Origin of the sequence: Hyphomonas sp. FCG-A18, from assembly GCF_045287255.1 — a bacterium.
GTDB lineage: Bacteria > Pseudomonadota > Alphaproteobacteria > Caulobacterales > Hyphomonadaceae > Henriciella.
Genome location: NZ_CP137142.1, coordinates 240,307 through 261,994, shown reverse-complemented (window position 1 = coordinate 261,994; position 21,688 = coordinate 240,307). Strand labels below are relative to the sequence as shown.

Sequence of the window (21,688 nt, the reverse complement as noted above, 5' to 3'; positions counted from 1 at the left end):
TCCAAAGTGTATTTGAAAACGCTCAAGCAGCACGAAAAGTTTGGTGTATGTTGCCCCAATACGGGTATGAGGTGGATGAGTTTCCAGAAGGCGCTGAAGTTATCCCGTTTACATCCTTTCGCGAGGATGAGCTGATTGTAGATTTAGTTCAGCAACTCGATCTAGCTGAAAAGCCGCCGGCTAGCCTCTGCATAGATGCTACCGGTTTTATGAGACCGCAGTTGCTCTTCTTGATGCGGTATCTAGCCGATCAAGGGCTTACCAGGTTCGATATGCTATACTCAGAACCGAGCCAATATTCTCGAAAGTCCGAAACCCAATTCGCTCGTTCATCCGCATTCGAAATCAGACAAGTATCAGGATACGAAGGTTCGCATTCTACCGACTTATCAAATGATATACTCCTGATTGGGGTGGGATACGATCATGACCGAATAGGTCAAATTTTAGCCTCTAAAGAGAGTGCAAAGTTGGTGCAGCTACACGCATTTCCGTCGCTTAGTTCGGATATGTATCACGAGAGTCTTCTCCGTTTAAACCGGATCGACGGCACGCTCCCTAGAATTGCAGAGGATCAAGTGTTTTTCGCCAGCGCGAACGATCCGTTCGTAACGGCGGCGGTAATATCTGACGAGATCCGTAAGCTTAATGCGAGAAGGCGAATTACCAACTTGTACCTCAGCCCGCTCGCAACCAAAGCTCAAACTATCGGATTCGGTCTTTACTATTTACGCGAACGCTCCAGACTTCCTACAAGTGTGATTTTCCCTTTTAGCGAAACATACAATCGCCAAACGTCTAGCGGCGTTGGTCGAATTTGGAAGTATCCAATCGATCTATCTAACTGACCTATTTACTTCGGTCATTGCTTATATCGATGCGCGTATCTTCCTACCTCAGATATGTAAGACTGAGTTAATGTCTCCTTATGCGCGCCAATCAGAAATGCGGTTAAGACGCCATGTCGCCTGTTTAGCGCAGGCTCATCTCGGCCGCGCTCGCTTGAGTATTTATCCAACATACTAGCCCCTATAAGTCCCAGAGTTACGATTTTTAGTTTGGCGTTTTCTCGCTGTATGTTGAATCCAGCTTTGTTCTTCGATCATCGAAAACCCAAGTCGCAAAAATGAGGCTGACCAAAGTCAGCCTCATTCGTTCAAAGTATCGTCACCCTAGCATTAAGTTTCGGAGGACCGAAGTTTCGGACAAACTTGATGGCTTGCGACAGCGCATCGACCTGATCATTGTGCGGGCCGGTCGGAAACATTTGTAGCTCGTTGATTAGCGGCTCTGCCCATTCTCGCTCACGAATAAACACCCTGCCCTGCCGAACGGTCACCATTGCCTGTTCCATCCGGTAAATCTTGCTTTCACCTTTGGTCGACATGCCGTGAAGGTGCTTATAGCGATCTTCAAAGTCCATCCTGGACGCAAGTTCCTCAAGCACCTGACGACCCAGACCATCTCTCTCAACAACAAGATGCTTGATCGCGAACCTCTCACGAAGGAATTGTCAGCGGAAAGCACGCTTTAACCGCCCTACTCTAGCTTGGGTTCATGATCAAAAACCCGTTTCGCTACTTCAAGACATCACCTGAGGTCATCCAACTTGCTGTGATGATGTATGTCAGATTCCCACTGTCTCTTCGGAACGTCGAAGACTTACTCCATGAGCGCGGGATTGATATCTGCCATGAGAGCGTGCGGACTTGGGTTGATCGTTTCGGGCCAATCTTCGCCGGCAAGATCCGAACGAAGCGTGCTTCATTCATGCGTCAACATACTCAGTGGCAATGGCATCTAGATGAGGTCTTCGTGAAAATAAATGGCGTCCAGCATTACCTCTGGCGCGCGGTCGATCACGAGGGTGAGGTGCTGGAAAGCTATGTCACCAAAACCCGTGATAAGCAGGCCGCCCTTACGTTTCTGAAGAAAGCGATGAAGCGGTACGGCAATCCACAAACCATCGTCACGGATAGACTTCGTTCTTACGGAGCAGCGATGAAAGACATCGGTAACCAGGACTGCCACGAGGTCGGTCGCCACCTCAACAATCGGGCTGAGAATTCCCACTTGCCGTTTCGACGACGGGAACGCGCAATGTCTCGGTTCAGGCGAATGTCGAACCTGCAGAAATTCGTTTCGACCCACGCTTCGCTCCACAATCATTTCAATCTAGACCGCCACATCAACCGCAGAACCACATTCAAAATTCAACGCGACATCGCACTTATCGAGTGGCGCGAACTTCTCGCCGCCTAGCAGGTCTCACCCTAGCGATGCTGGAGACCCGTTCGCATTAGACTGACAGCACCCATCTTCACTCCTTGAGTCAGTTACGATGAGCCAAAAATCCTCCTTAAGCAAAACCACCAAAGTGTCTCACGGCCGCTGAACCGCTACACTACCCTCATACCACCTCTAGTAAGTCACCTGCACGCGAACCGGGTGATGATCAGATGTATAAGGAGGGACAGGAGCTGGCCCAGGACCAATATGTGGGATTGGGACATTGTACGGAACCGCAGGGGCCGGTGCTGGTGGGTTCAAGCCTCTCTCGATCCAGGCATCGACATTTGGTGGGGCACCGCCGCCTAGGTTAGAGTGATAGACGATAGCATAGTCCAGATCTCGACCCGCTGTGGTTTGGGTCGTCAATCCTGTGGCCACAATGCCAAACTGGTTTGCGGGCACAGTAACGTGTGTTGCTGGTCCAGCGACAATGCCTCCCAATGCACCAATCACCTGCACCATATCGAGGGGTTGCAAGTTCAGGTCCCCCATTAAGACAGAAACAGTTCGTCCGCCCATAGCGTTTGCGCGGGCCACAATTAGTTGTAGAGCATCATACAGGTCATATGCTGTTGTCGCATGCCCACCGGAAAGGGCATGATACCAATAATTATGTAATGGCGCGCTCTGTTGCATCACAAGTTCACGCCGGGCCAGATAACCGCGCACATTTGCAGCTACAGGCCTGTTAAATGGTGGATTTGGACCGGCACTTGGGATTGCAGCTGGATAACCTCCCCATGCAGGCATACCTGCAGGCCAGGCTGCTGCCTGACTTTTATCAAAGCGTGTTGGCATAACAGCACCGATAGGATGCCCAAGATAGCCGTATTGGTGCAGCTGGTTCGCTGGCGCGGCGCGATTGCGCACTGCTTGCCAGTCAGCAGGTGACGCTGGACAAGCCCATGCCGGTCCAACGCCAGGGAGGCCAGGAATTGGCAGCGGATTCCCAAATGCTGGCCTTGCCCCGTAAACCTCGCCAACTGCACTCCAGCGATTGGCTGCAGCTGGCACTGGGCCTGGTGCGCCGCCTGGCCATCCTCCGGGCGGAGCCGCGAGAGCTCCGTTCCAGTTATCTAACCATCTGAGGGCTGCAATACTCTTGTTGAACCCCGCTGTTTGGGCATTCCACCATCTAAGCAAGTGTGTTGGCATTTCCTGGCTCCATATTTCTGAGGGTTTACGCGGCTTCACTCGAAACGATTTGGTGGAGATGAGGTTTGACCTTATCTGCGACCGCCTGACGAACCCCCGCGTAAACGTCAGGGCTCAGAACGAGTGTTTGAGTGCGAATTTTGGTTGCGACGACAGGGGGAGTGCTGACAATCACATCCAGATGCGATGGGGTTTTCGCAAACAGGGTGGCAAAGTTAACTGTCGGCCCCTCACCCGATGCCACATAGGCCAGAATTGCAGGGCTCTCATCTGAGCTACCAAGGGCCGCGGCCCATGTCGCAATTGTGTCTGCATCCCTGCCATTTTTATTACCGAAGGCTTCTTCGAAGTATTGGCATTGATCGGCATCGGTAATCGCTCTGCTCATCAGGCTCGCACTAAGTCCGGCAAGTGCAACGGAGGAGTTGTCCTCCGTTGCGCTCGCCGAGCTTGTCCACCCCACCTTTTGCAAAGTTGAAATGAGGTCTGCTAAGCGCACAACACCTTGTGGGGCTGCTTTCACAGCAGCCAACCAGGCGAGCAATATAGAGTATTCAATATCCTGCTTTGATTGTTCGTTTTCGGTGTCCGGGAAGCTAACCAGCACCCCGCCGATAGCCACAAGAGAGTTGGGCATAATAGCTCCTTTGATTAGATATCGAGATCAAGGACGAAATTCGTGGCGTTAGCGCCAAGCTTCTTCAGAACTGCATCTCTGACAGCACCATAGACATCGCTATCCAAAGCTTGCGTCTGTGTTGACTGGGTCAGCGTTGTGCTCGCACTATCGTATGAAAAGAACAGGACATCGGTATTGCTGGTTTTGGCGTTATAATAGAAAGCCATTGTCTTCATCGCGACAGCGCCATCAGTTTCTGTACAAGCACTGATCTGGAAGTTACCTGCCTTGTCCGATGACGAAGCGTGGTTAAACAGCTGAAGGCGGTTATCCTTCTTGGGCAGCCCTTTAAGTGCGGTCATAGTCGCGGCAATAACCGCCCCCTCTGGACCAGTCAGAGCCGCAGCAGCGATTTCGAGAACGGCCTCGTCCATTGTGAAGGACATTTGAGACGCTTTCTTTTCTTCCCAATTGTAGCCTGAAAGCACCCAGCCGATTTTGCTCAAGACCTCACTATAGTACTTATACCAAGCCATGACGTCGGTTTCGCGATCGTATTTCTTGTCGGCCGCCAGCTGCGCCAGCAGCGTAGAGTTTAAGACATCAGATTTATTTTGTTGTGATACACCGGCTACGAAACAAACCAGACTGCCTTTGTCGACAAATGCTGCGGGCTTTGAAATATCCTCCGGGGCGACAGCAAGTTTTTTCGGAAGATCGCGCCCAACATGCGCCTGTTCGGGTTTTGCCAAATCTAGGTTTTCGACTGTTTTAATTGGCATTTTTATCTCCATTGGTAGCGTCCCTGACATCCGCAAAGGGCGCGCATTGCTAGAAACTGATATCGAGTTGGCGGATGTAATTTCGGGCTGAGGCACCAAGTTTCGCGGCGATCTTGTCGCGAATTGAAGCCCAGGGTTTTGCTTGCAGCGCGAGATCGACCGACGAGACATTTACACTTATTTTCTGGTCATGATGGACAAGGAAAAAGCTTTGCCAGCCAGATCGCGCAACATCGAAATCGAGGAAAAATAAACGAGCATTGAGTTGCCCATTCGCATCAATCGTTAGTGGGCAAACAGAGAAGGAGGTAGAAGAGACATCCTGGCTTTGACTGGCCCACCAAGTGGTTAGCATCTGAGCAATGGTTGGTGATGGCGAAGGGTCCCCAAACCCAGACAGAATTTTGGTTAGCTCTGTCGATCGATCAGCACCAACATACGGCTTGGCAATGCTACCAATGCTTGCCGCAGCAGAATTATTTGCTCCGTCTGAAGTGAATGTGCTGTTCGTCGCATCTTCAACAATCCACCAGATTCGGCTGAGCTCCTGTGTAAGCTCTGAGAAATAGAGTTCTGATCCCGGGCTTTCGGCACTTTTTGTTGCAACAGCCTGCGCCCATACCATGCTTAAAGAAAAAGCATCGATCAGGTTTTGCGGGATATCTGGTTTGGCAAAACCTAGAACACTTTGCGCTGTAATGAGTTTTGCTTGAGTCATTTTGGATCCGTGATGCCAAAGTCCAGCGTCGCGGTTGTGATGTGATCGATCACACTCTCACGCATGTCTGCTTCGAGTTGGCTTTTGAAAGTGTTGTAGACGTCGAGGTTCAGCACCGCGGCGAGCGGTGCTGCCTCCAGCTGAATACTGTCACTTTTGTGGATCAAGGACCGCCAGCTATCTCCTTGGAATGTCAAAGAGATGTGAGCGGCAACAGTGACTGGAGCCTGCAAGATTTTAAACAAGGGTCCCATAGTGAAAAGTCGAACTGACCCGGAGACCTGGTTTTCATTCCACCACTGATCCAGCGCTTTAATAGTGTCTGCGGGCGCGTTATCTAGCGCGTCATAAATCGTCGGCAGATATTCGCTTAGCTGCTGATATGTGACCGGCAGAAATGGGAAAGCTTGGGTTGTGAAGTGCAGGAACGCCTCTAAAGCGATTGCAATCGGGGTATCTGGCTTGGATACGGTGTTCGCGTGATAGCTATCAGCCTCTATGAAGACCCAGCCCAAATGCTTTAGCGAGGTAACCATTTCCTCAAAGTATTCGCTTGAGCTGGGATCTGGATTGACCTGCCGCGCATCAGCCTGAGCCTTTGAAAAACTACTGAAGTAAGCGTTGCGAGCAGCATCGCTGGGCGAGGTAAGCTCAATGGCCATGACCCCTGTTGGGGACATGCAAATTTGGGGATTGGTGGTGAGAGACGACATCGTCCTAACCGAGCTCAACGTCTGGATAGGTTGCACAATGCTCTGAAAACTTATCACCCAGCTTCTGAATAATATCAGCCTTCAAAGGCGCGAAGGCTTCCATATTCAACCGGGCCTTCAGATTATGTAGAGTGATCTGGGCGCTGGATGGGTCGATATGCTCAACCAGGCAGGCCACTGAAGAATAGTCCAGGTCCTCAGCTTTATGGAACAACCCTGCGGCCCGCGTTTTCACGTCACTCAAATCCAGTTGAACAGTAACAAGCTCAAATTCAGGGGTGTCGTTTCGCACAGACGTCTGTCCGACGGTCATTTGCAGGAACCCTGCTGATGAAACAGCGCTTTCCCACCAATCGGAAAGCAGTTCATGTCCCCTGCCCTCTTGCATTTGCGGGGAAGTAGTTTGCCGAAACAATACGTTCAGCGAAGCCATCCCGGATTGTTCAACGATAAGGTCTGATAGCGTGGATTTCTCACTAGTGCCTGATGACGACATACTGGATGTGCCACCCTCTACGATTGCCCAACCGAGCTTGCCGAGTTGCATCGTCCAGGAATTAAGAAAGGCACTGCGGTCAGATGTCGGCTTTGACATGCTCGCAGCGCGCGCTGAAGCATTCGCAAAGACCATAGACAAGGCGTAATCATAGTAGGCACTGGCCTCAGAATCTGTTTCGAGAGTCGCTAGAATCTGGTCGACCGCCATTATCACATTCGGCATAGTATCGCTCCTGAATTGGGGGATGAACGGCCAGAGAAGACAATCCCCCCTGGCCAAGAAGCATGATCAAAGATCCAGAACTGTATCGTCGATGTGCTGATCGACTTTCCCACTAATCTTTGAGATCAGAGCGGACTTCTCTCGATTATAGAGATCGAGGTTCAGATTCATCTCAATATTGAACGCGCTAACGTCCAATTTGGCCGTGCTGGACTCGACAAAAAGAGACCGCCAGCTCGAAGCATCAAAATTGAAACCGTAATGGATCATGGAGATATTGGCGGAGTTATTAACTTCAGTCAGCGGCCCCATGGCCATGTTTGCCTTGTCAGCATGTGTACTGGCTTTTTTCCACCAGAAATCCAGGAAGCCTGTTGCCTTAACATCTGGCTGTTTGATCGCATCCAATATACCGGCGAGTTGCTTTTGCTGCTCACCAGACAAGTAAGGATTCAAGATCGATTTGACGATTGTGGCAGGCTCGATCTTGTTAGAACTCTGGTTGTAATTCAAACGCCCGGCATCAGTCACAATCCAGCCAAGGTTCGACAGTTCAGCACGCATCGTTTTGAAATAAGCATCAGAGCTTGGGTCCGGGTTCACGTGCCGAGCTGCTGCTTGAGCGAAAGTGGTTGTGTAGCTCCAGGCATCAATCAAATCCTGAGGCATTTTTGGGTCAGAAAACGCCATTGTTTGATCAACGGCGGTTAGTTTTACCTGCGACATTGTTAGTCCCTATCTTCATGAGCGCCTAGCCGCACTCCGGCTCATCCCCGGATCGGAGATGGTTAACGAACTGCAACAAGTGTGCCAAAATGAAACACTCATAGAATCAAGGACTTAGTTTTTTGAGAGAGTTTGAATATCGTGTCGGACGTGTCCGACATGTTCGCCGGACACGGCCATTAACTTTTTACAGGTTTGAAAGAGAATGGCTTTCACCTCAACGAGCCACTTTGACTGTAAATATAATTATGCTGGCATTGAGCCTTTGCTCGGCCGCTGAGGTCAGCGCTTACTGATCAAACCAGAAGAGCGACTTAATCAGGAACATCACCGCCATTACCCGCAGAGCTTTCCGGATCAAAGTAGAAAAGTCGCGGAATTGTATGGATCTGTCCTTTGTCGTCAGTCTTGCGGATCATGACTGACAAATAGCCGGACATCTCCCATTGCCCGTTAGGGGCCGTCACATAAAGCGGCTGCAGGGCTCTGGTGACAGCTTTGGTTCGTTTTTTCTTGGTTGTATAAACTGGTGCATCCCAGTCTGTAGCTCTGACGCTGGCATTGTATGGATCAAAGGGTGAGAGGTCATACTTTCCTGGCCTGAGAGTACAAATGGAGACAAGCGTCATGTCGGTGACCGTGATCTCCATCTTGTCTTTCTTATTGCCCTTAGCGGTGAGCGCTATTTTGAGCCTATCACCAACATCAAAGTGACATGTTCCCGCCAAACGCCCTTCGCTGTGCAAAGGTGAGCCTTCAGGTGACGAGAACTCATATTGCAGGGATCTGGTGACCTGATCGATATCAAAGGCCAGATTCAAGGTATAGGTTGTATTAGTCATTTTCACTCTCCATCAAAACCAGTTTGGCGTATCCACGGTCCTGCCGTAATTCTCGCAGCTCTGGGTCACCCTGAATTTCGCTAAGGGGATACCCCGACCGGATTGCACGCTCTAGCATTTCGAGCGCTTTTGCTCTGTCCTCTACAATCTCATAAGTGATAGTCGCTCTATAGAGTTGTACCGCTGGGATCGTTTCCTGTGTGAACACGTACTGCAATGCGGTAACGGCCAGATCATGATTGCCCGCTTTGGCCTGATACAGGGCAAGACGACTGTTCAAAGCTGGATGATCACGACGATTGGCCAATTCAGATTCTAACAGGGTAATTGCCCGCCTGTGAGCAAATCTGGCCTCAGCACTTTTTCCGGGCATAAATCGGTACGCATCGCCCAAGTTTGCCCAATACAGATACTTATGCGCGTTCCCCTCGAACTCGAGCGTTCTTTCGAAAGCCTGCGCTGCCTGATCGTATAGTCCAAGAAAAAAGAGGTAGGTTCCAAGATTATTGTAAAGCTCAGAGCGCCCCTCAATGAGAAGGCCAGCCTGAATCGTTTTCACCGCCTCATTGGTTCGGTCTTGCATATGCTGTGCATGAGCGAGTTGTGCATATGATATCGGATTGTCCACAGCCAGTCTTATTGCCTTTTCTAAAACTGCTTCGGCCTCCGAGAACTGTCCTCGCCTTGATAAGAGCTCACCTAAAGTTGTCAGCAAAACAACATCTTCAGGATGCACCTCAATAGCGCGCCGCATTAACAGCAAAGCTGCTTCGACATCACCCTGCTTCTTTAGTGTGCGTGAACGCCCCTCAAAAACGAGCGGATGATCCGAATGCAAGATATCTGCGCTGTCATAGAACTGATGCGCTTTTTCAAAGTCACGCTGGAATTCAGCGGTCCACGCCATAGCAATATGCGCGAGCGCCAAATGTGGATCAGCATCATATGCACTTTGAGCAGTGGCCACTGCCCGGCGCAATGTGGCTGGATCAGTCTCCTGACTGGTATACTCCCGGATCAAGGCCAAGGCTAAGCCAGCGCGCGCTGCTGAATGATCGCTACTTTCAGCCAGGATATCTTCAAAGGTCTTCTGAGCTTCCTCAACAGCCCCTTTTTCTGCAAAGCCTTGTACGAGCTCCAGCCCACGCTCAATGCGCATACTGACAGTGGGAGCAACATTGCTCCTCACGATGGAAGTCGCCCACAGGCCAAAGCACACACTCGCTATTACTATTATCGATTTGAGCCATAGCCAAGTCTGCTTTTGTCGACCCAAGGATCGCAAAAACATGTTTGCGTACTGTCGAGCTTCTTGACGCCAGTTCCGTTGGTCGCGGGCCTCCAGCTTTGCTGAAACTGCGACCATAGAGGCGACCCGGAATCGCCGATCTTTATGTAGCATTGAGAATATCAGATCTTCGATCCAGGTTGAGACTTCAGAGTTGGAGTTCACCAAACGTGGCGGAGCAACATTGAGGATACTGTGGAGTGCGTCACTCAGATTTTCAGCCCCGAAAGGACTGCGTCCCGTGAGCATCTCATAAAAAACAGCGCCTAAAGCAAACACGTCCGTTTGAGCATCTACAGAATGCCCTGAAATTCGCTCAGGTGACATGTAAAGAAGCGTTCCCGTCACATAGTCGGACACTTCTGTTTGAGACGTTGCGGTTGCCAAAATGTCGTCGTGTCCAGACAGTTTAGCCAAGCCAAAGTCAATTAACCTGGAACGTCCATCCTCTCCCAGCATGATATTCGCAGGCTTGATATCGCCATGGTAAACGCCCTGCCCATGCGCTACTAATAACGCACTTGTTAGCTCCGTCATGATCTTGATCGCTTCATCGACTGGAAGTGGACCGTGGAGCAGGCGCTCTGAAAGAGGCCGTCCCGAAACGTATTCCATGACCAGAAAAATCATACCGTTATGCTCAAGGCATTCAAACAGCGTAACAATGCCCGGATGAGACAGGCGAGCTAGCAGGCGCGCTTCCCGAAGGATCGTTTTGACCTGATCATCACTTCCACGTTGTGGTTTCAATGATTTCAGTGCCACAACCCGATCCAATATCGGGTCGTACGCTTTTAGCACAACCCCATGAGCGCCTGCTCCAAGCGTATCTTGAACCTCGTATTTTCCTATATATTCCAGCCCTGCGCCCCTTTGCCAGAAATCTATGATAAGTGCTCCATTCACCTTCTCTGTTGGATCATCTTGACCTGTATACGTGACTATAGAAAGCTATTTCAAGCATATAGAAAAAGGGGGCGAAGTTATTGACAAATACCGATAAGAATAGCGCTCTTACGGCTAGCACTTTAGGTCCGCAAAATTCTTCTGCGATTAAGCTTTCCGATCTCGACGCCACCGTACTTTGTCTTGGTATCATCTGGCACCCGAGTCGCGACCGAATAGGCGAAGTTGCGCGTTTGGTTTTTGATAAAGCCGGTAACGCTGAACTATCCAGGCTAGTGCCAATCTTTGGACATCCTAATGAGGACACGTCTCACCCACTATTAGACAAGCATATTTCCAGAACACCAATCACAATCTTTCGACATGGACCTCGGAGCTTCAGATTTAGCTACTCCAAGCCGTCTGTTCGCGTAACTGTAAACGGACGCTCCATTGCCGAAACCTTTACCGCTGAGATGGATGAACTCGGCGCAGATATTGTTATCAACATAGCTGATACAGTTGTGTTGTCCTTGTTTTATGCATCAACAAGCCTGTTCAACCAAAACCAAGACACTGACTTAGGGTTTCTGGGCATCAGTCGGTCACTGACAGATATTCGCGGCTCCATCCAGCAAATAGCAAATACGGAAATTCCTGTTCTGATACGTGGTGAAACCGGCACAGGAAAAGAGCTTATTGCAAGAGCCATCCACGATGCCAGTACGAGCGGCTCGCAAGAGCTCGTCACATTCAATATGGCAACGCTTTCATCTGAGCTTGCGCCTGCTGAACTTTTTGGTGTCAAGAAAGGCGCGTTTACCGGCGCAGATCACGACAAGATCGGCCTGTTTGAGCAAGCAGATGAGGGCACTCTTTTTCTGGATGAAATCGGAGATACACCTCCAAGCGTGCAACCGATGCTGTTACGGGCACTTGAGCTTGGTGAGATCAGGCCGGTTGGAGGCACCAAGACCCGCAAAGTGCATACGCGCATTATTGCGGCAACCGACCGCGATCTTGACGCCCATGATGGAAAACCAGCCTTCAATCAACCATTATTGCAAAGACTGCAGGGCCTTACGATCGACATTCCGCCTTTAAGGGAACGGCGTATAGATATTGGGTTACTTCTGCAGCTAATGCTAAAAGATTTCCCGCAGGTCTATGCTGCTATATCCGCAGGGATGGTTGAAGAACTGGCGATGTATAACTGGCCCGGAAATGTCCGCGAATTACACAACATCGCGCGAAGCTTAAGCCTTGGTCAGCCTGTGCGGTTACAGGCGGCATCAGTGGAGCCCACTCATAACAAAACCATAAAAGACCCGGCGCCCCCTCCAACCCGGCAAACACGCACAGGGTCCTACAAACATATCACCGAAGTTGATGAAGCCTCCCTTTTAACCGCCCTGAATGAGACAGATTGGGTTATCATGGACGCCGCGCGCAAGCTTGGTATCTCCAGAACCTCCCTCTATGAGCTTATGGCGAAATCGTCTGTTGTGCGGCGTGTTGAAGACATTTCGACAGATGAATTGCGAACAGTCATTGCATCAGTACCCGGGGGCGTTTCCGCTTGGGCCAAACATTTACGCGTTGGAAAATCTGCACTTCAAAGAAAAGTACGCCAGATATCAAGCTCTTACGCACCACCGCAAACTTCTGACTAAATACATTCCTGCCCCAAACGATGCTGGAGGCCCGGTCGCGTTTGATTGATGCCTCCGCAAGAAGTAAGTACAGCAAGCAAGCTTGATCCCTCTACGCCCCGGCTTTCCCTTTAACGTGCTGGTGCTCAGATTTAAGAGAATGTGGAAGCTACGACTGAAGCTCACGCCCGCGAAGACATACTTTTAGGCTTATCAGCGCTGCAAAACCTTTTGCTAGGAACTATCAAAAGAACTGCTTTGATTTTAACGGCCTGACCAGACGGGCAGTCTTTTTTCCTTGAAAGCCTGCGCACCTTCAAGTCCATCCTGACTATCCAGCATTACATCTATCTGCTGCTGCTTTATGCCTGAGTGAAGATTGTACTCGTGAGCACGAACAACTGTTTTCGAGGCCTTCAGCGATAGAGGAGCAGAATGTGATATCTCACCCGAGAGACTTATCGCGATTGATAAGGCCTGGTTGTCTGAACAGAGACGCGTAACCAGCCCCCAAGCTTCGGCAAGTTCAGCTGAAATCTCACGGCTGGCCAGAATCATATCCAATGCACGAGCCTGACCGATGCGTTGGGGAAGACGCTCTAATCCGCCGGCCAAAGCGGCTTGTCCTATCCTGGGCTCTGGCAAGCAGAAACGCGCTGTAGCGTCAGCAACTATAAGATCGCAGGCTAAGGCAAGTTCCAACCCACCGCCAAAGACCGCGCCATGAACAGCGGCAATCATCGGCTTGTCGAGCCAGCGAGCGGTTAACCCTCCGAAACCTGTTTCGGGTAGAACGACACGCTCACCTGGGCTGACCAACCCCAAATCCATTCCGGCGCAAAAGTGCCGACCATGGCCGAGGAGGATACCGACAATACAGCTATCGTCCTGAGCAAATTCATCAAAGGTTTCTGACATTGCATAGCATGTATCGAGGTCCAGCGCATTGGCCTTCTCCGGCCGCTCAATCGCAACAACAAAAGCAGATCCGTAGCGGCTTACTGCATGTCCAGACCGTTGTTCAAATTCCAGGTTCATTGTCTCACTCATCTTTCAGCTTGCTCTTTTTACAAATCGACACTACTTTAAATCACCTAATAGTGACTTAAGGCACCAAAGAGTGCATATAGGAGGAAATAATGTGGAGCAAACCATTTGCGGTGGCGATGTTGGGTTCAGTGTCTGTCATGGCACTCGTAGGCATGGCCGCTGAAGCACAATCGCAAGAGACAACGACCACAGTTGAGACATCTGAAAGCGATGTGACGGAAGCCAAGCGCTATGAAACCATCACTGTAACGACCCGTAAGCGTGAAGAGTCGCTTCTGGATGTTCCAGATTCGATCTCGGTCTTCAGGGCTGATGTTATTGAGGCGGCAGAAATCAACGAAGTCGCTGACTTTGCGCAACTCACACCCGGCGTCGTGACACAACAGGGATTCCAGGGCGGGGACCGTCCGATCATAGTTTTCCGCGGGGTTGGTCAGATTGGTGGGAATGCCCCATCTGTCGTTCTCTTGTCAGACGGAATTTATCTGCCTGCTGGGGACCCATTGCGAAACCAGCTTTTCGACATTGAACAGATTGAAGTTGTGAAGGGGCCTCAAGGCGCTCTTTACGGACGCGATACAATTGGCGGGGTGATCAATGTTATCACAAAAGCGCCAGGCGATAACTTCGAAGGCAGTGGTCAGGTCTCGATCGGCAGCAAGGATGAGGTTTCTGTCGCTGGCGCGGTCAATGTCCCGCTTGTCGAAGGCAAACTTTATGGTCGCCTTAGCGGCTCTTATCTCGAGACTGACGGTTTCTTTAAAAATCTGGCGGGAACGGATCAGGAGTTCCGTGAAGAACACTTCCTGCGTGGTCGTTTGTACTGGGCGTTTAGCGATACTGTAAATGCAGACTTGCGCGTCTCTCTGAACAGCTTCGAGAATGGCTCGAACGCCGCCTATTATGCGACGGCAGGTGACAGTCGAATTGACGATGTTGGCGGCATTTTGAATGCTGTCGACTTTGAAGACCATATCAATGACCGCGAAGTCTTTGATGCAGCCTTGAAAGTTGAGGCGGATCTGGGCTTTGCAACCCTGACATCGATCAGTCAGTATGTGGATAGCGACAACACGCTTATTCAAGACGCTGATTTTGCCCTGTCACCAGGGATACAGATCGTTCGAACCAGTGACACACTCTATTCAGCGCTTTCGCAAGAACTTCGTCTCACCTCACGGGCCGATCAACCTGTGCGCTGGATTGCGGGCGTGTTTGCCGAAACCAGTGAAAGCGACTTCTCTTTCTCCGATGAAGAAATCGAAGTTGGTCTAGGCAACCTTGGTGGCCGGGCCACCGAAGCCGAAGGTAATCGCCTGGGCGTGTTTGCGCAGGTCGACATCGATCTTACCGATCGACTGACCGCCACCGGGGCACTGCGTTATGATAATGATGAGCAGACCCAAATCCTGATCTCAGGTGGGAATCTGGAGCGCGAGCAAAACACAGAGCGCGTGTCGCCAAAGGCCTCTCTGAGCTATCGGTTCTCCGATACGCTGACCGGCTATGTCACCTATGGTGAAGGGTTTCGCAGTGGTGGATTTGATGCCGCAAGCGCCATACCATTTGATGCGGAAGTTCTCAAATCGATTGAAATTGGCACCAAAGGTGTCTTCCTTGATGGGCGCTTGCGCGCCGATGCTGCGATCTACAAGATTGAGTATTCCGATCAGCAAGTCGCCTCAGTGATCACCGATCCTGATACAGGAAACCTGATCACGACCACGTCCAATCTGGGTGAGAGTGAGCTTTCCGGTGTTGAACTGAATCTCTCGGCCATTCTGACAGACAATTTCGAGATTTTCTTCTCCGCTGATGCCATCGATGCTGAGATTACAGCCGCCCCGGGTGATCTGAACCTTGGCAATCGCACGCCATTCTCAACCGATTACACGGCCACACTGGGCGGGCAGTACACAACTGCGCTGAACGCTGAGTGGGATATGCTGGCCAGAGCACAATACTATTATCAGGGCACCCAAGCCTGGAACCAGGCCAATACGCTGGAGCAATCGCCGTATGGACTGCTATCAGCCCGGGTTGCGGTATCTAATGATCGCTGGACGCTAGCACTATCGGGCGAGAACATTCTTGATGAGGAGTTCAATGATCAGGTGTTTGAACTGCTGCCTATGATGCACTTCGCGCATGGTGGCCTGCCAGCCCGTTGGCGCGCCACACTATCAGCGAAATTCTAGGTTCGTCCCCGGCGTGGGTATCCTGATGGCTTCTAGGCTTCCATGCCAGCCATCAGGATATCCATGACCGCATCTGAAGCCCCTGATGGGGTCAACTTTCCATCGATGTTGTACCACTTAAAGATCCAGTCAACGGCGCCATTCAGCGTATGAACAGCGAACTTCGGGTCATGGCTTTGCAAACCTGAGCCGCGCCCCTGTTCGAATATCTTGGCCAGCCGCTCATCGTTCTCACGGCGCCGGCCCTGTATTTCTGCCCGTTGATCATCTGGTAGGATGTGGACTTCACCAACCAGTCGATCTGTTGGGACCAGATTCTCAAACATGCCGGTAATGTAAGCCCCCGCATAAGTCCGAAGCTTGTCTGCTGCAGAACCACTGAGAGTTTCCGCCTCATCCAGAGCAGCGCTTTGCAGGTCCAGCCAGAGACAGAAAATCTCATACAGAATCTCGCCTTTGCCAGAGATATATCGATACAGCGCTTTCTTGGTTACGCCCAAGCTTGCCGCGATCATATCGAGCGTCGTGCCAGCATAGCCATTCTCATGAAAGGCGTGAGCAGAGGCCTGGATCAGCGCGGCGCGCTTACGGTCAAACTGGCGTGTCCTGTCGAAGACATCGTGATCAGGTTTCTGGGATTTGGCGTCAACCATAATGCTTGTCGTCCTTCAGCGGTGAATCGTGCGTCCTAAACATATTCAGGCTTTACGTCAGAGCACAAATAGCATAGTGGTGTCAAAAGTCACCGAAGAGTGATTTAAGGAGGTTTGCCTGGATGCAACTTGAATTCGTCGAAGCAAATGGTTTTGAAACCGCTGTCTATGAATGGGGCAACCCATCAGGGCCTGCCGTGTTGTGCGTGCATGGTCTGGGTGGGCAAGGCCAAAGCTTCCGTAAAATTGCAGACCACCTTGCCTCAGAGTTTCGTATCGTGGCCCTCGACCTAATCGGGCGCGGGCAATCGATATGGGCGAACAATCCAGAAGCAGACTATAATTTCGCGACATATAGCCAGATCATCACGGACGTTCTGGCGCATAAGCGCATCGACACCTTTCATTGGATTGGGATTTCGATGGGCGGTGCGCTTGGTATCCATCTTGGGAGCGGGCGGCTTCGAGCGCGAATCAAATCCCTGACGCTAAATGATATCGGGCCAAGCCTTGAGGATAGTGTGGCGCAGGCGATCCAGACGGCTGTTTCCACACCGACACGCGTTGCCAAGTTTTCAGACCTCGTCACGGCGTATGAAAGCATGTTTGCAACCTTTGGTATGAAACCATCAGATGGGCGCAGTTGGCAGGATATGGCCCTGGATGGCGCGCGCCGAACCGAGGATGGTGGCTGGACCCTCCATTTCGACCCCCGGGTGGCGGACCAGTTTACGCATGCCCGGGCAGACTATGAGCAGGTTGAGGCTTTCCGGAAGCTGGAGCTTCCGATGCAAGTGTTTTGGGGCACAGACTCAACTGTGCTGACCCGCGAAGGCCTCAACGCCATGCGCCATGAACAGCCCGAACTGACCATTATAGAGGTCGCAAATGTCGGTCACGCGCCGCTTCTCGATCGTGATGAGGATCTGGATGCGATCCTCCATTTCTTGCGCAGGTCAGAACTCGTTGCACAAACAGGGGGTAAAGCATGAGGGCTTCCATGCTGCTGCTAGAGGCGGTCGCCTCCCATGCTATGGCCCGGGCAAGCACGCCCGCAGTTCATGATGCGAGCGGCCCCGTATCCTGGGCATCTTTCTGGCAGAAAATCTGCGCTAAAGCCGATGAGTTGGTCGATCAGGGGGTGAAACCAGGCGATCGTATCGTGCTGTGGGCAAAACCAAGCGCAGACTATCTGGCCGCCATTCTGGCTTGCGCGCGGGTTGGGGGCATCTGCACACCGCTGTCACTGATGCTGAACCAAAGAACGGTTTCGAATTTGCTGGCAGATGCTGAGCCAAAGGTCATTCTGGTTGATGACCCGAGCAACGGAACATGTGGCGGGTTCGATCATCTGAAGACGGTGCCGACTGTAGCCTCTATCACAGCATCTCTTGCACCAATGCCAGTCCGTCATGAAGCAGCTATAATCTCAGCCGACTCTGCGATGAGCCTGATTTATAGCTCAGGCACAACGGGCACGCCTAAAGGGATCTTACACAGCCGCACAGCTCGCGACTTCTATGGGATCATCTTCGCACTGGAGTATGGCATTACGCGCGATAGTGTGACGCTGCTGGCCACACCGCCATACTCAAACGGGACATGGATGATGGCTCTGCCAACCCTGTTTCAGGGGGGCTGCTGTGTTGTTGCCCCAAAGTTGAAGACGCCGGATATTCCCGATCTATTACTTTCCCACGGCGTTACACATGCCTTTCTCGTGCCAACGCAGCTTGATGCCTTGTTCGCTGATGGTCCACGTGCGCTCGGCAAGTCCAATCTGACCATTGTGTCGGCCGGGTCCTTTCTCCCCCTTAAGACCAAGCGCGCAATTCTGGACACCGATGATGTCCGCTTGTTTGAGCTCTTCGGAAACACCGAAGGTGTGTGCTCCATCCTTCGCCCAGAGCAGATGGACGTAGGCTTTGATAGTGTTGGTACAGCCATCACAACCGGCAAGATTGCGGTTTCTGAGTCAGGAGAAATCCTTGGACGAAATGCCTTGCAGTCGATGGGGTACTTCAACCGCCCCAGACTAACTGAGGCGCTATGGGTCAAGGCTGACGATGGCGGGCAACCCTTTGTCCGATCCGGTGACTTGGGGGCCATCGGGGATGATGGCTTCCTGCGCCTCAAGGGGCGTCTTAAGGACATGATCGTCTCGGGCGGCATCAATGTTTATCCCGCAGACATCGAAGAGTTTTTGCGTGAGCATGAGGATGTCGCCGATGCAGCGGTCACAGGAGCGTCTCATGAAAAGTGGGGCGAGACACCTGTCGCATACGTGCTTCTGAAGGCAAATGCGTCAACCGATGCGGACGCACTCAAAGCCTGGGCCAACAGCCAGCTAAACAAGCACCAGCGGCTGCAAGATGTGACGATCCTGGATGATTTCCCCCGCAACGCCTTGGGCAAGGTCATCAAAGCTGAACTTGGCGATCAGACAAAGGAAGGGGCAAGCAATGCCTAAAGACTGCACGCTGCTGCATGATGGCTTGGTCCTGAACTACAAGCTTTGGGAAGGGGCGGGGCCGACCCTTATCATTCTCCATGGCTTGGGATCTGGCGGTCGTCAATTTGAGGACGATGCGGCCGTTTATGCTGCTGCAGGCTACCGCGTGATTGTTCCGGACCTGCGCGCTCATGGCCAGTCTGAGGCGCCCACGCCGATGACACCGGGGGCCATGCATGTCTCTGTCATGGCCGAAGACATTCTGGCTTTAATGGCCGATCTGCAGCTGCCAGCCGCCCACTTCATCGGGAACTCCATGGGCGGGGTTGTCGCACTGGCTATCATCAAGAAGTCGCCGGAAAGCGTGCTCTCTTTGGCGACCTTCGGGACCACTTATGACTTGAGCTTCCCGGCTATCGTACCTTTCATTCAGGCCCTCACCGGACGGCTCATGGGCTCAAAACGCCTTGCCAAAGTGACCGCCAAGACCGTCACCAAGCATGATCGCACACGTGATCTGATTCTGGAAATCTATCCCGATCTCGACATCGGCATGGTGCATGCCGTTCAAAAGACATTGCGGAAGTACGATTATATTGAGACCGCGAAGTCCTTTGCTGGCCCGATAACAATCTTGCGCGGCGATGGGGACACGGCCATTAACAAAGAGTTACCGCGAACTCTTTCAGCGCTGCAATCGCTCGATAATGTCACTGTCAGCGACGTGACTGATGCTGGCCACTTCACCAATACAGACCAGCCTGAGCGCGTGCAGGGCCTCATCCTGGATCATTTGTCAGGGGCGAGCGCATGACCCCTGCTTATCTGATTGATGGGGACAAGCGACATTTGGGTCGCCTGGCGCTGTATAGCCTGCCAGCAATACCGCTTTCCATCATGATTGTTCCCGCCACAGCGCTTGTGCCGATCTTCTATACGGGGACATTCGGTCTTGATCTGGCATTGGTTGGATTGGTGCTGCTTGCTGTACGTTTGTTTGATGCACTGACAGACCCTGTTGCTGGATACTTGTCGGATCGCACGCGCACTCCGATTGGTCGGCGCAAGCCTTGGCTTCTCGCTGGCGCACCCATTCTCCTTATTGGCGTTTGGTTGCTTTTCGCACCGCCGCTATCGCCGGGTCTGGCTTTTCTGGCTGGTGCCAGCGCACTGACCTACCTTGGCTGGACGCTAATCCAAATCCCCTATTGGTCATGGGGAGCCGAAATCGGTCGCTCCTATGATGAACGCACAACGGTTAGCGCCTTTCGAGAGTCCGCTATGATTTTCGGGATTGCGCTGGCATCACTCGCACCGATCATTGCGGCAAACTACGGTCATGGGATTGACCGGGTGACAATGTTTGCGCTGGCTGGATTGGTCACACTGCTTTTGCCGATCGCGCTTGGGCTGTCCATGTTCAGCTTTCGTGAGCCTCAGGACCATTCCGGTCAAGCCGCAGACTGGACCGCTCTGGGCCAGGTTCTGAAGACTAATGCACCTTTCCGCCGTTTGGTGATTGCCTTTGCAATTATCGAATTTGGCAAAGGGGCCAGCATTGCGGTGATGCCATACTTGTTAAGCTATTACTTTAGTCAGGCCGAGTTGATTGGCCTTGTGCTATTGATCCCCTATGTCCTGATAATTGCATCCACGCCTTTCTGGCTGATGATCAGCCGCCGGGTTGGCAAACACAAAGCGATTGCGCTCTCGCTATTCTTGTCTGCCTTGCTGCTTTCGGTCGCCATCGTGCCACTGGGCCGTGAGGACGGATTGATCTTTCTCGCGATTGAATGTGCAGTCGGGTTGACTGCTGGGGGCTTTGCGGTTTTGCCCTATGCCATCGTTGGCGATACGGCCGATCATTACGCCGATCAGACGGGCGGTGATCCGATGCTCGCCACACACTTTGCGGCCTGGAGCTTTGTGCGCAAGCTTATGCTGGCGCTGGCTGTCGGCATCGCGCTGCCGCTGCTTGCCTTGGCTGGCTTTGATCCCAAGGCTGAGACAGTTGAGAATGTGGAAGCCACCAAATGGCTGTTCATCGCGCTGGCCGCCCCGTTCTACCTTGCGGGTGTTGCGTTGCTGGCAAGCTTCCCTCTCACCAAAGAAAAACACGATGCCATCGTGACCCGCTTGGCGTCGCGAACACCACAGACTGCTTCTGGAGAAACGCATGGACATTGATGGAGCTGTCGCCATTGTTACTGGGGGCGCATCCGGTCTCGGTCGCGCGACAGTGGAGCGTTTAGCGAAGCAAGGGGCGCGTGTGCATGCCTTCGATCTCGCATTCGATGAGGGGTTCAACGATACGCACCCGGGAACCGCCCATGTTGTCGACGTTTGCAATTCCGACACAATCACCTCAGCTCTTGATCGCATTTACGAAACAGACGGGCACCCCTCCATTCTGGTCAATGCTGCCGGGAAAGCCGCGCCCTTTAAACGGACCTATGGCCGTAACGGGCCGTTTTCGCTTGATGTCTTTCAGCGAATTCTGGAGATCAATCTCGTCGGCAGTTTCAATTGCGCGCGCCTAGTCGCCGAGCATATGGCCCAACGCGAAACCACGCCGCGGGGTGAGCGCGGCGTGATCATTCATGTTGCTTCAATCAACGCATTTGATGCTCCGCTTGGTACGGTTGCCTATACGGCTGCAAAAGCGGGCGTTTCAGGGATGACTCTCGCCATGGCACGTGATCTTGCCCCAGTCGGGGTCAGAGTGTGCTGTATCGCCCCGGGTAGTTTCGAGACTCCCATGCTCATGGACGCCTTTTCTGGCGACCCCAGTTCACTTTTGGAAACCGTCCCTTTCCCGAACGATCAGTTGGGTGACCCGGATGAGTTTGCCTTTCTGGTTGAGCATATTTGTCAGAATCCGATGCTGAACGGCGAAACTATTCGTCTGGATGCCGCCGCCCGCCTTAAATAGGAGATTGCGC

The 21,688-nt window shown here is 52.1% G+C and carries 21 protein-coding genes; 9 read left to right on the top strand and 12 right to left on the bottom strand.

Annotated elements, in window-relative coordinates; translation table 11 throughout:
• Window positions 1-71: 71 nt before the first annotated feature.
• A complete protein-coding gene (locus tag RYZ27_RS01260) occupies window positions 72-848 on the top strand; it encodes a hypothetical protein (RefSeq protein ID WP_406680546.1) in 777 nt (258 codons plus the stop codon).
• A 308-nt stretch (window positions 849-1,156) separates the two neighbouring features.
• On the opposite strand, the gene RYZ27_RS01255 is transcribed toward RYZ27_RS01260, so the two are convergent.
• Window positions 1,157-1,489: a hypothetical protein gene (locus RYZ27_RS01255; protein WP_406681747.1), complete on the bottom strand. Its 333-nt coding sequence runs from the start codon at window positions 1,487-1,489 to the stop codon at window positions 1,157-1,159.
• A gap of 68 nt (window positions 1,490-1,557) precedes the next feature.
• Here RYZ27_RS01255 and RYZ27_RS01250 point away from each other — a divergent pair, with 68 nt between their 5' ends.
• On the top strand, window positions 1,558-2,262 hold the full coding sequence (locus RYZ27_RS01250) for an IS6 family transposase (protein WP_406680545.1): 705 nt from the start codon (window positions 1,558-1,560) through the stop codon (window positions 2,260-2,262).
• A 159-nt stretch (window positions 2,263-2,421) separates the two neighbouring features.
• Here the strand turns inward: RYZ27_RS01250 and RYZ27_RS01245 are convergent, their stop codons facing one another.
• From RYZ27_RS01245 to RYZ27_RS01205, 9 genes are all read right to left on the bottom strand, one after another.
• Window positions 2,422-3,447: a hypothetical protein gene (locus RYZ27_RS01245; protein WP_406680544.1), complete on the bottom strand. Its 1,026-nt coding sequence runs from the start codon at window positions 3,445-3,447 to the stop codon at window positions 2,422-2,424.
• A gap of 25 nt (window positions 3,448-3,472) precedes the next feature.
• Complete coding sequence (locus RYZ27_RS01240) at window positions 3,473-4,084, bottom strand: hypothetical protein (RefSeq protein WP_406680543.1); 612 nt, start codon at window positions 4,082-4,084, stop codon at window positions 3,473-3,475.
• Between the two features lie 14 nt (window positions 4,085-4,098).
• Window positions 4,099-4,848 carry a hypothetical protein gene (locus RYZ27_RS01235; RefSeq protein ID WP_406680542.1) on the bottom strand — a complete coding sequence of 250 codons (750 nt, stop codon included), beginning with the start codon at window positions 4,846-4,848 and terminating at the stop codon, window positions 4,099-4,101.
• 49 nt (window positions 4,849-4,897) lie between these two features.
• Window positions 4,898-5,566, bottom strand: a complete 669-nt coding sequence (locus RYZ27_RS01230; RefSeq protein ID WP_406680541.1) for a hypothetical protein — start codon at window positions 5,564-5,566, stop codon at window positions 4,898-4,900.
• Entirely contained in the window at window positions 5,563-6,228 is a 666-nt protein-coding gene (locus tag RYZ27_RS01225; protein ID WP_406680540.1) for a hypothetical protein, read from the bottom strand. Before RYZ27_RS01225 ends, RYZ27_RS01230 begins: the two co-directional genes overlap by 4 nt.
• Before the next feature lie 55 nt (window positions 6,229-6,283).
• On the bottom strand, window positions 6,284-7,000 hold the full coding sequence (locus tag RYZ27_RS01220; RefSeq protein ID WP_406680539.1) for a hypothetical protein: 717 nt from the start codon (window positions 6,998-7,000) through the stop codon (window positions 6,284-6,286).
• Window positions 7,001-7,066: 66 nt separating this feature from the next.
• Window positions 7,067-7,726: a hypothetical protein gene (locus RYZ27_RS01215; RefSeq protein WP_406680538.1), complete on the bottom strand. Its 660-nt coding sequence runs from the start codon at window positions 7,724-7,726 to the stop codon at window positions 7,067-7,069.
• A gap of 314 nt (window positions 7,727-8,040) precedes the next feature.
• A complete protein-coding gene (locus RYZ27_RS01210) occupies window positions 8,041-8,568 on the bottom strand; it encodes a hypothetical protein (protein ID WP_406680536.1) in 528 nt (175 codons plus the stop codon).
• Window positions 8,561-10,762, bottom strand: a complete 2,202-nt coding sequence (locus RYZ27_RS01205) for a protein kinase domain-containing protein (protein ID WP_406680535.1) — start codon at window positions 10,760-10,762, stop codon at window positions 8,561-8,563. The genes RYZ27_RS01210 and RYZ27_RS01205 overlap by 8 nt, the downstream gene beginning before the upstream one ends.
• Before the next feature lie 80 nt (window positions 10,763-10,842).
• Here RYZ27_RS01205 and RYZ27_RS01200 point away from each other — a divergent pair, with 80 nt between their 5' ends.
• On the top strand, window positions 10,843-12,414 hold the full coding sequence (locus RYZ27_RS01200) for a sigma 54-interacting transcriptional regulator (RefSeq protein WP_406680534.1): 1,572 nt from the start codon (window positions 10,843-10,845) through the stop codon (window positions 12,412-12,414).
• A 243-nt stretch (window positions 12,415-12,657) separates the two neighbouring features.
• On the opposite strand, the gene RYZ27_RS01195 is transcribed toward RYZ27_RS01200, so the two are convergent.
• Window positions 12,658-13,443, bottom strand: a complete 786-nt coding sequence (locus RYZ27_RS01195; protein ID WP_406680533.1) for an enoyl-CoA hydratase-related protein — start codon at window positions 13,441-13,443, stop codon at window positions 12,658-12,660.
• Between the two features lie 89 nt (window positions 13,444-13,532).
• On the opposite strand from RYZ27_RS01195, the gene RYZ27_RS01190 reads away from it, so the two are divergent.
• Complete coding sequence (locus RYZ27_RS01190) at window positions 13,533-15,641, top strand: TonB-dependent receptor (RefSeq protein WP_406680532.1); 2,109 nt, start codon at window positions 13,533-13,535, stop codon at window positions 15,639-15,641.
• Between the two features lie 32 nt (window positions 15,642-15,673).
• Here the strand turns inward: RYZ27_RS01190 and RYZ27_RS01185 are convergent, their stop codons facing one another.
• Entirely contained in the window at window positions 15,674-16,294 is a 621-nt protein-coding gene (locus tag RYZ27_RS01185; protein ID WP_406680531.1) for a TetR/AcrR family transcriptional regulator, read from the bottom strand.
• Between the two features lie 122 nt (window positions 16,295-16,416).
• Between RYZ27_RS01185 and RYZ27_RS01180 the strand changes: the two genes are divergently transcribed.
• The 5 genes from RYZ27_RS01180 to RYZ27_RS01160 are packed head-to-tail and all read left to right on the top strand — an operon-like array spanning window position 16,417 to window position 21,678.
• Window positions 16,417-17,286 (top strand): alpha/beta fold hydrolase, encoded by an 870-nt coding sequence (locus tag RYZ27_RS01180; RefSeq protein ID WP_406680530.1) that lies wholly within the window; start codon window positions 16,417-16,419, stop codon window positions 17,284-17,286.
• A complete protein-coding gene (locus RYZ27_RS01175) occupies window positions 17,283-18,764 on the top strand; it encodes a class I adenylate-forming enzyme family protein (RefSeq protein WP_406680529.1) in 1,482 nt (493 codons plus the stop codon). Before RYZ27_RS01180 ends, RYZ27_RS01175 begins: the two co-directional genes overlap by 4 nt.
• A complete protein-coding gene (locus tag RYZ27_RS01170) occupies window positions 18,757-19,560 on the top strand; it encodes an alpha/beta fold hydrolase (protein ID WP_406680528.1) in 804 nt (267 codons plus the stop codon). The genes RYZ27_RS01175 and RYZ27_RS01170 overlap by 8 nt, the downstream gene beginning before the upstream one ends.
• On the top strand, window positions 19,557-20,933 hold the full coding sequence (locus RYZ27_RS01165) for an MFS transporter (RefSeq protein WP_406680527.1): 1,377 nt from the start codon (window positions 19,557-19,559) through the stop codon (window positions 20,931-20,933). Before RYZ27_RS01170 ends, RYZ27_RS01165 begins: the two co-directional genes overlap by 4 nt.
• On the top strand, window positions 20,923-21,678 hold the full coding sequence (locus tag RYZ27_RS01160) for an SDR family NAD(P)-dependent oxidoreductase (protein ID WP_406680526.1): 756 nt from the start codon (window positions 20,923-20,925) through the stop codon (window positions 21,676-21,678). The genes RYZ27_RS01165 and RYZ27_RS01160 overlap by 11 nt, the downstream gene beginning before the upstream one ends.
• Window positions 21,679-21,688: the final 10 nt, after the last annotated feature.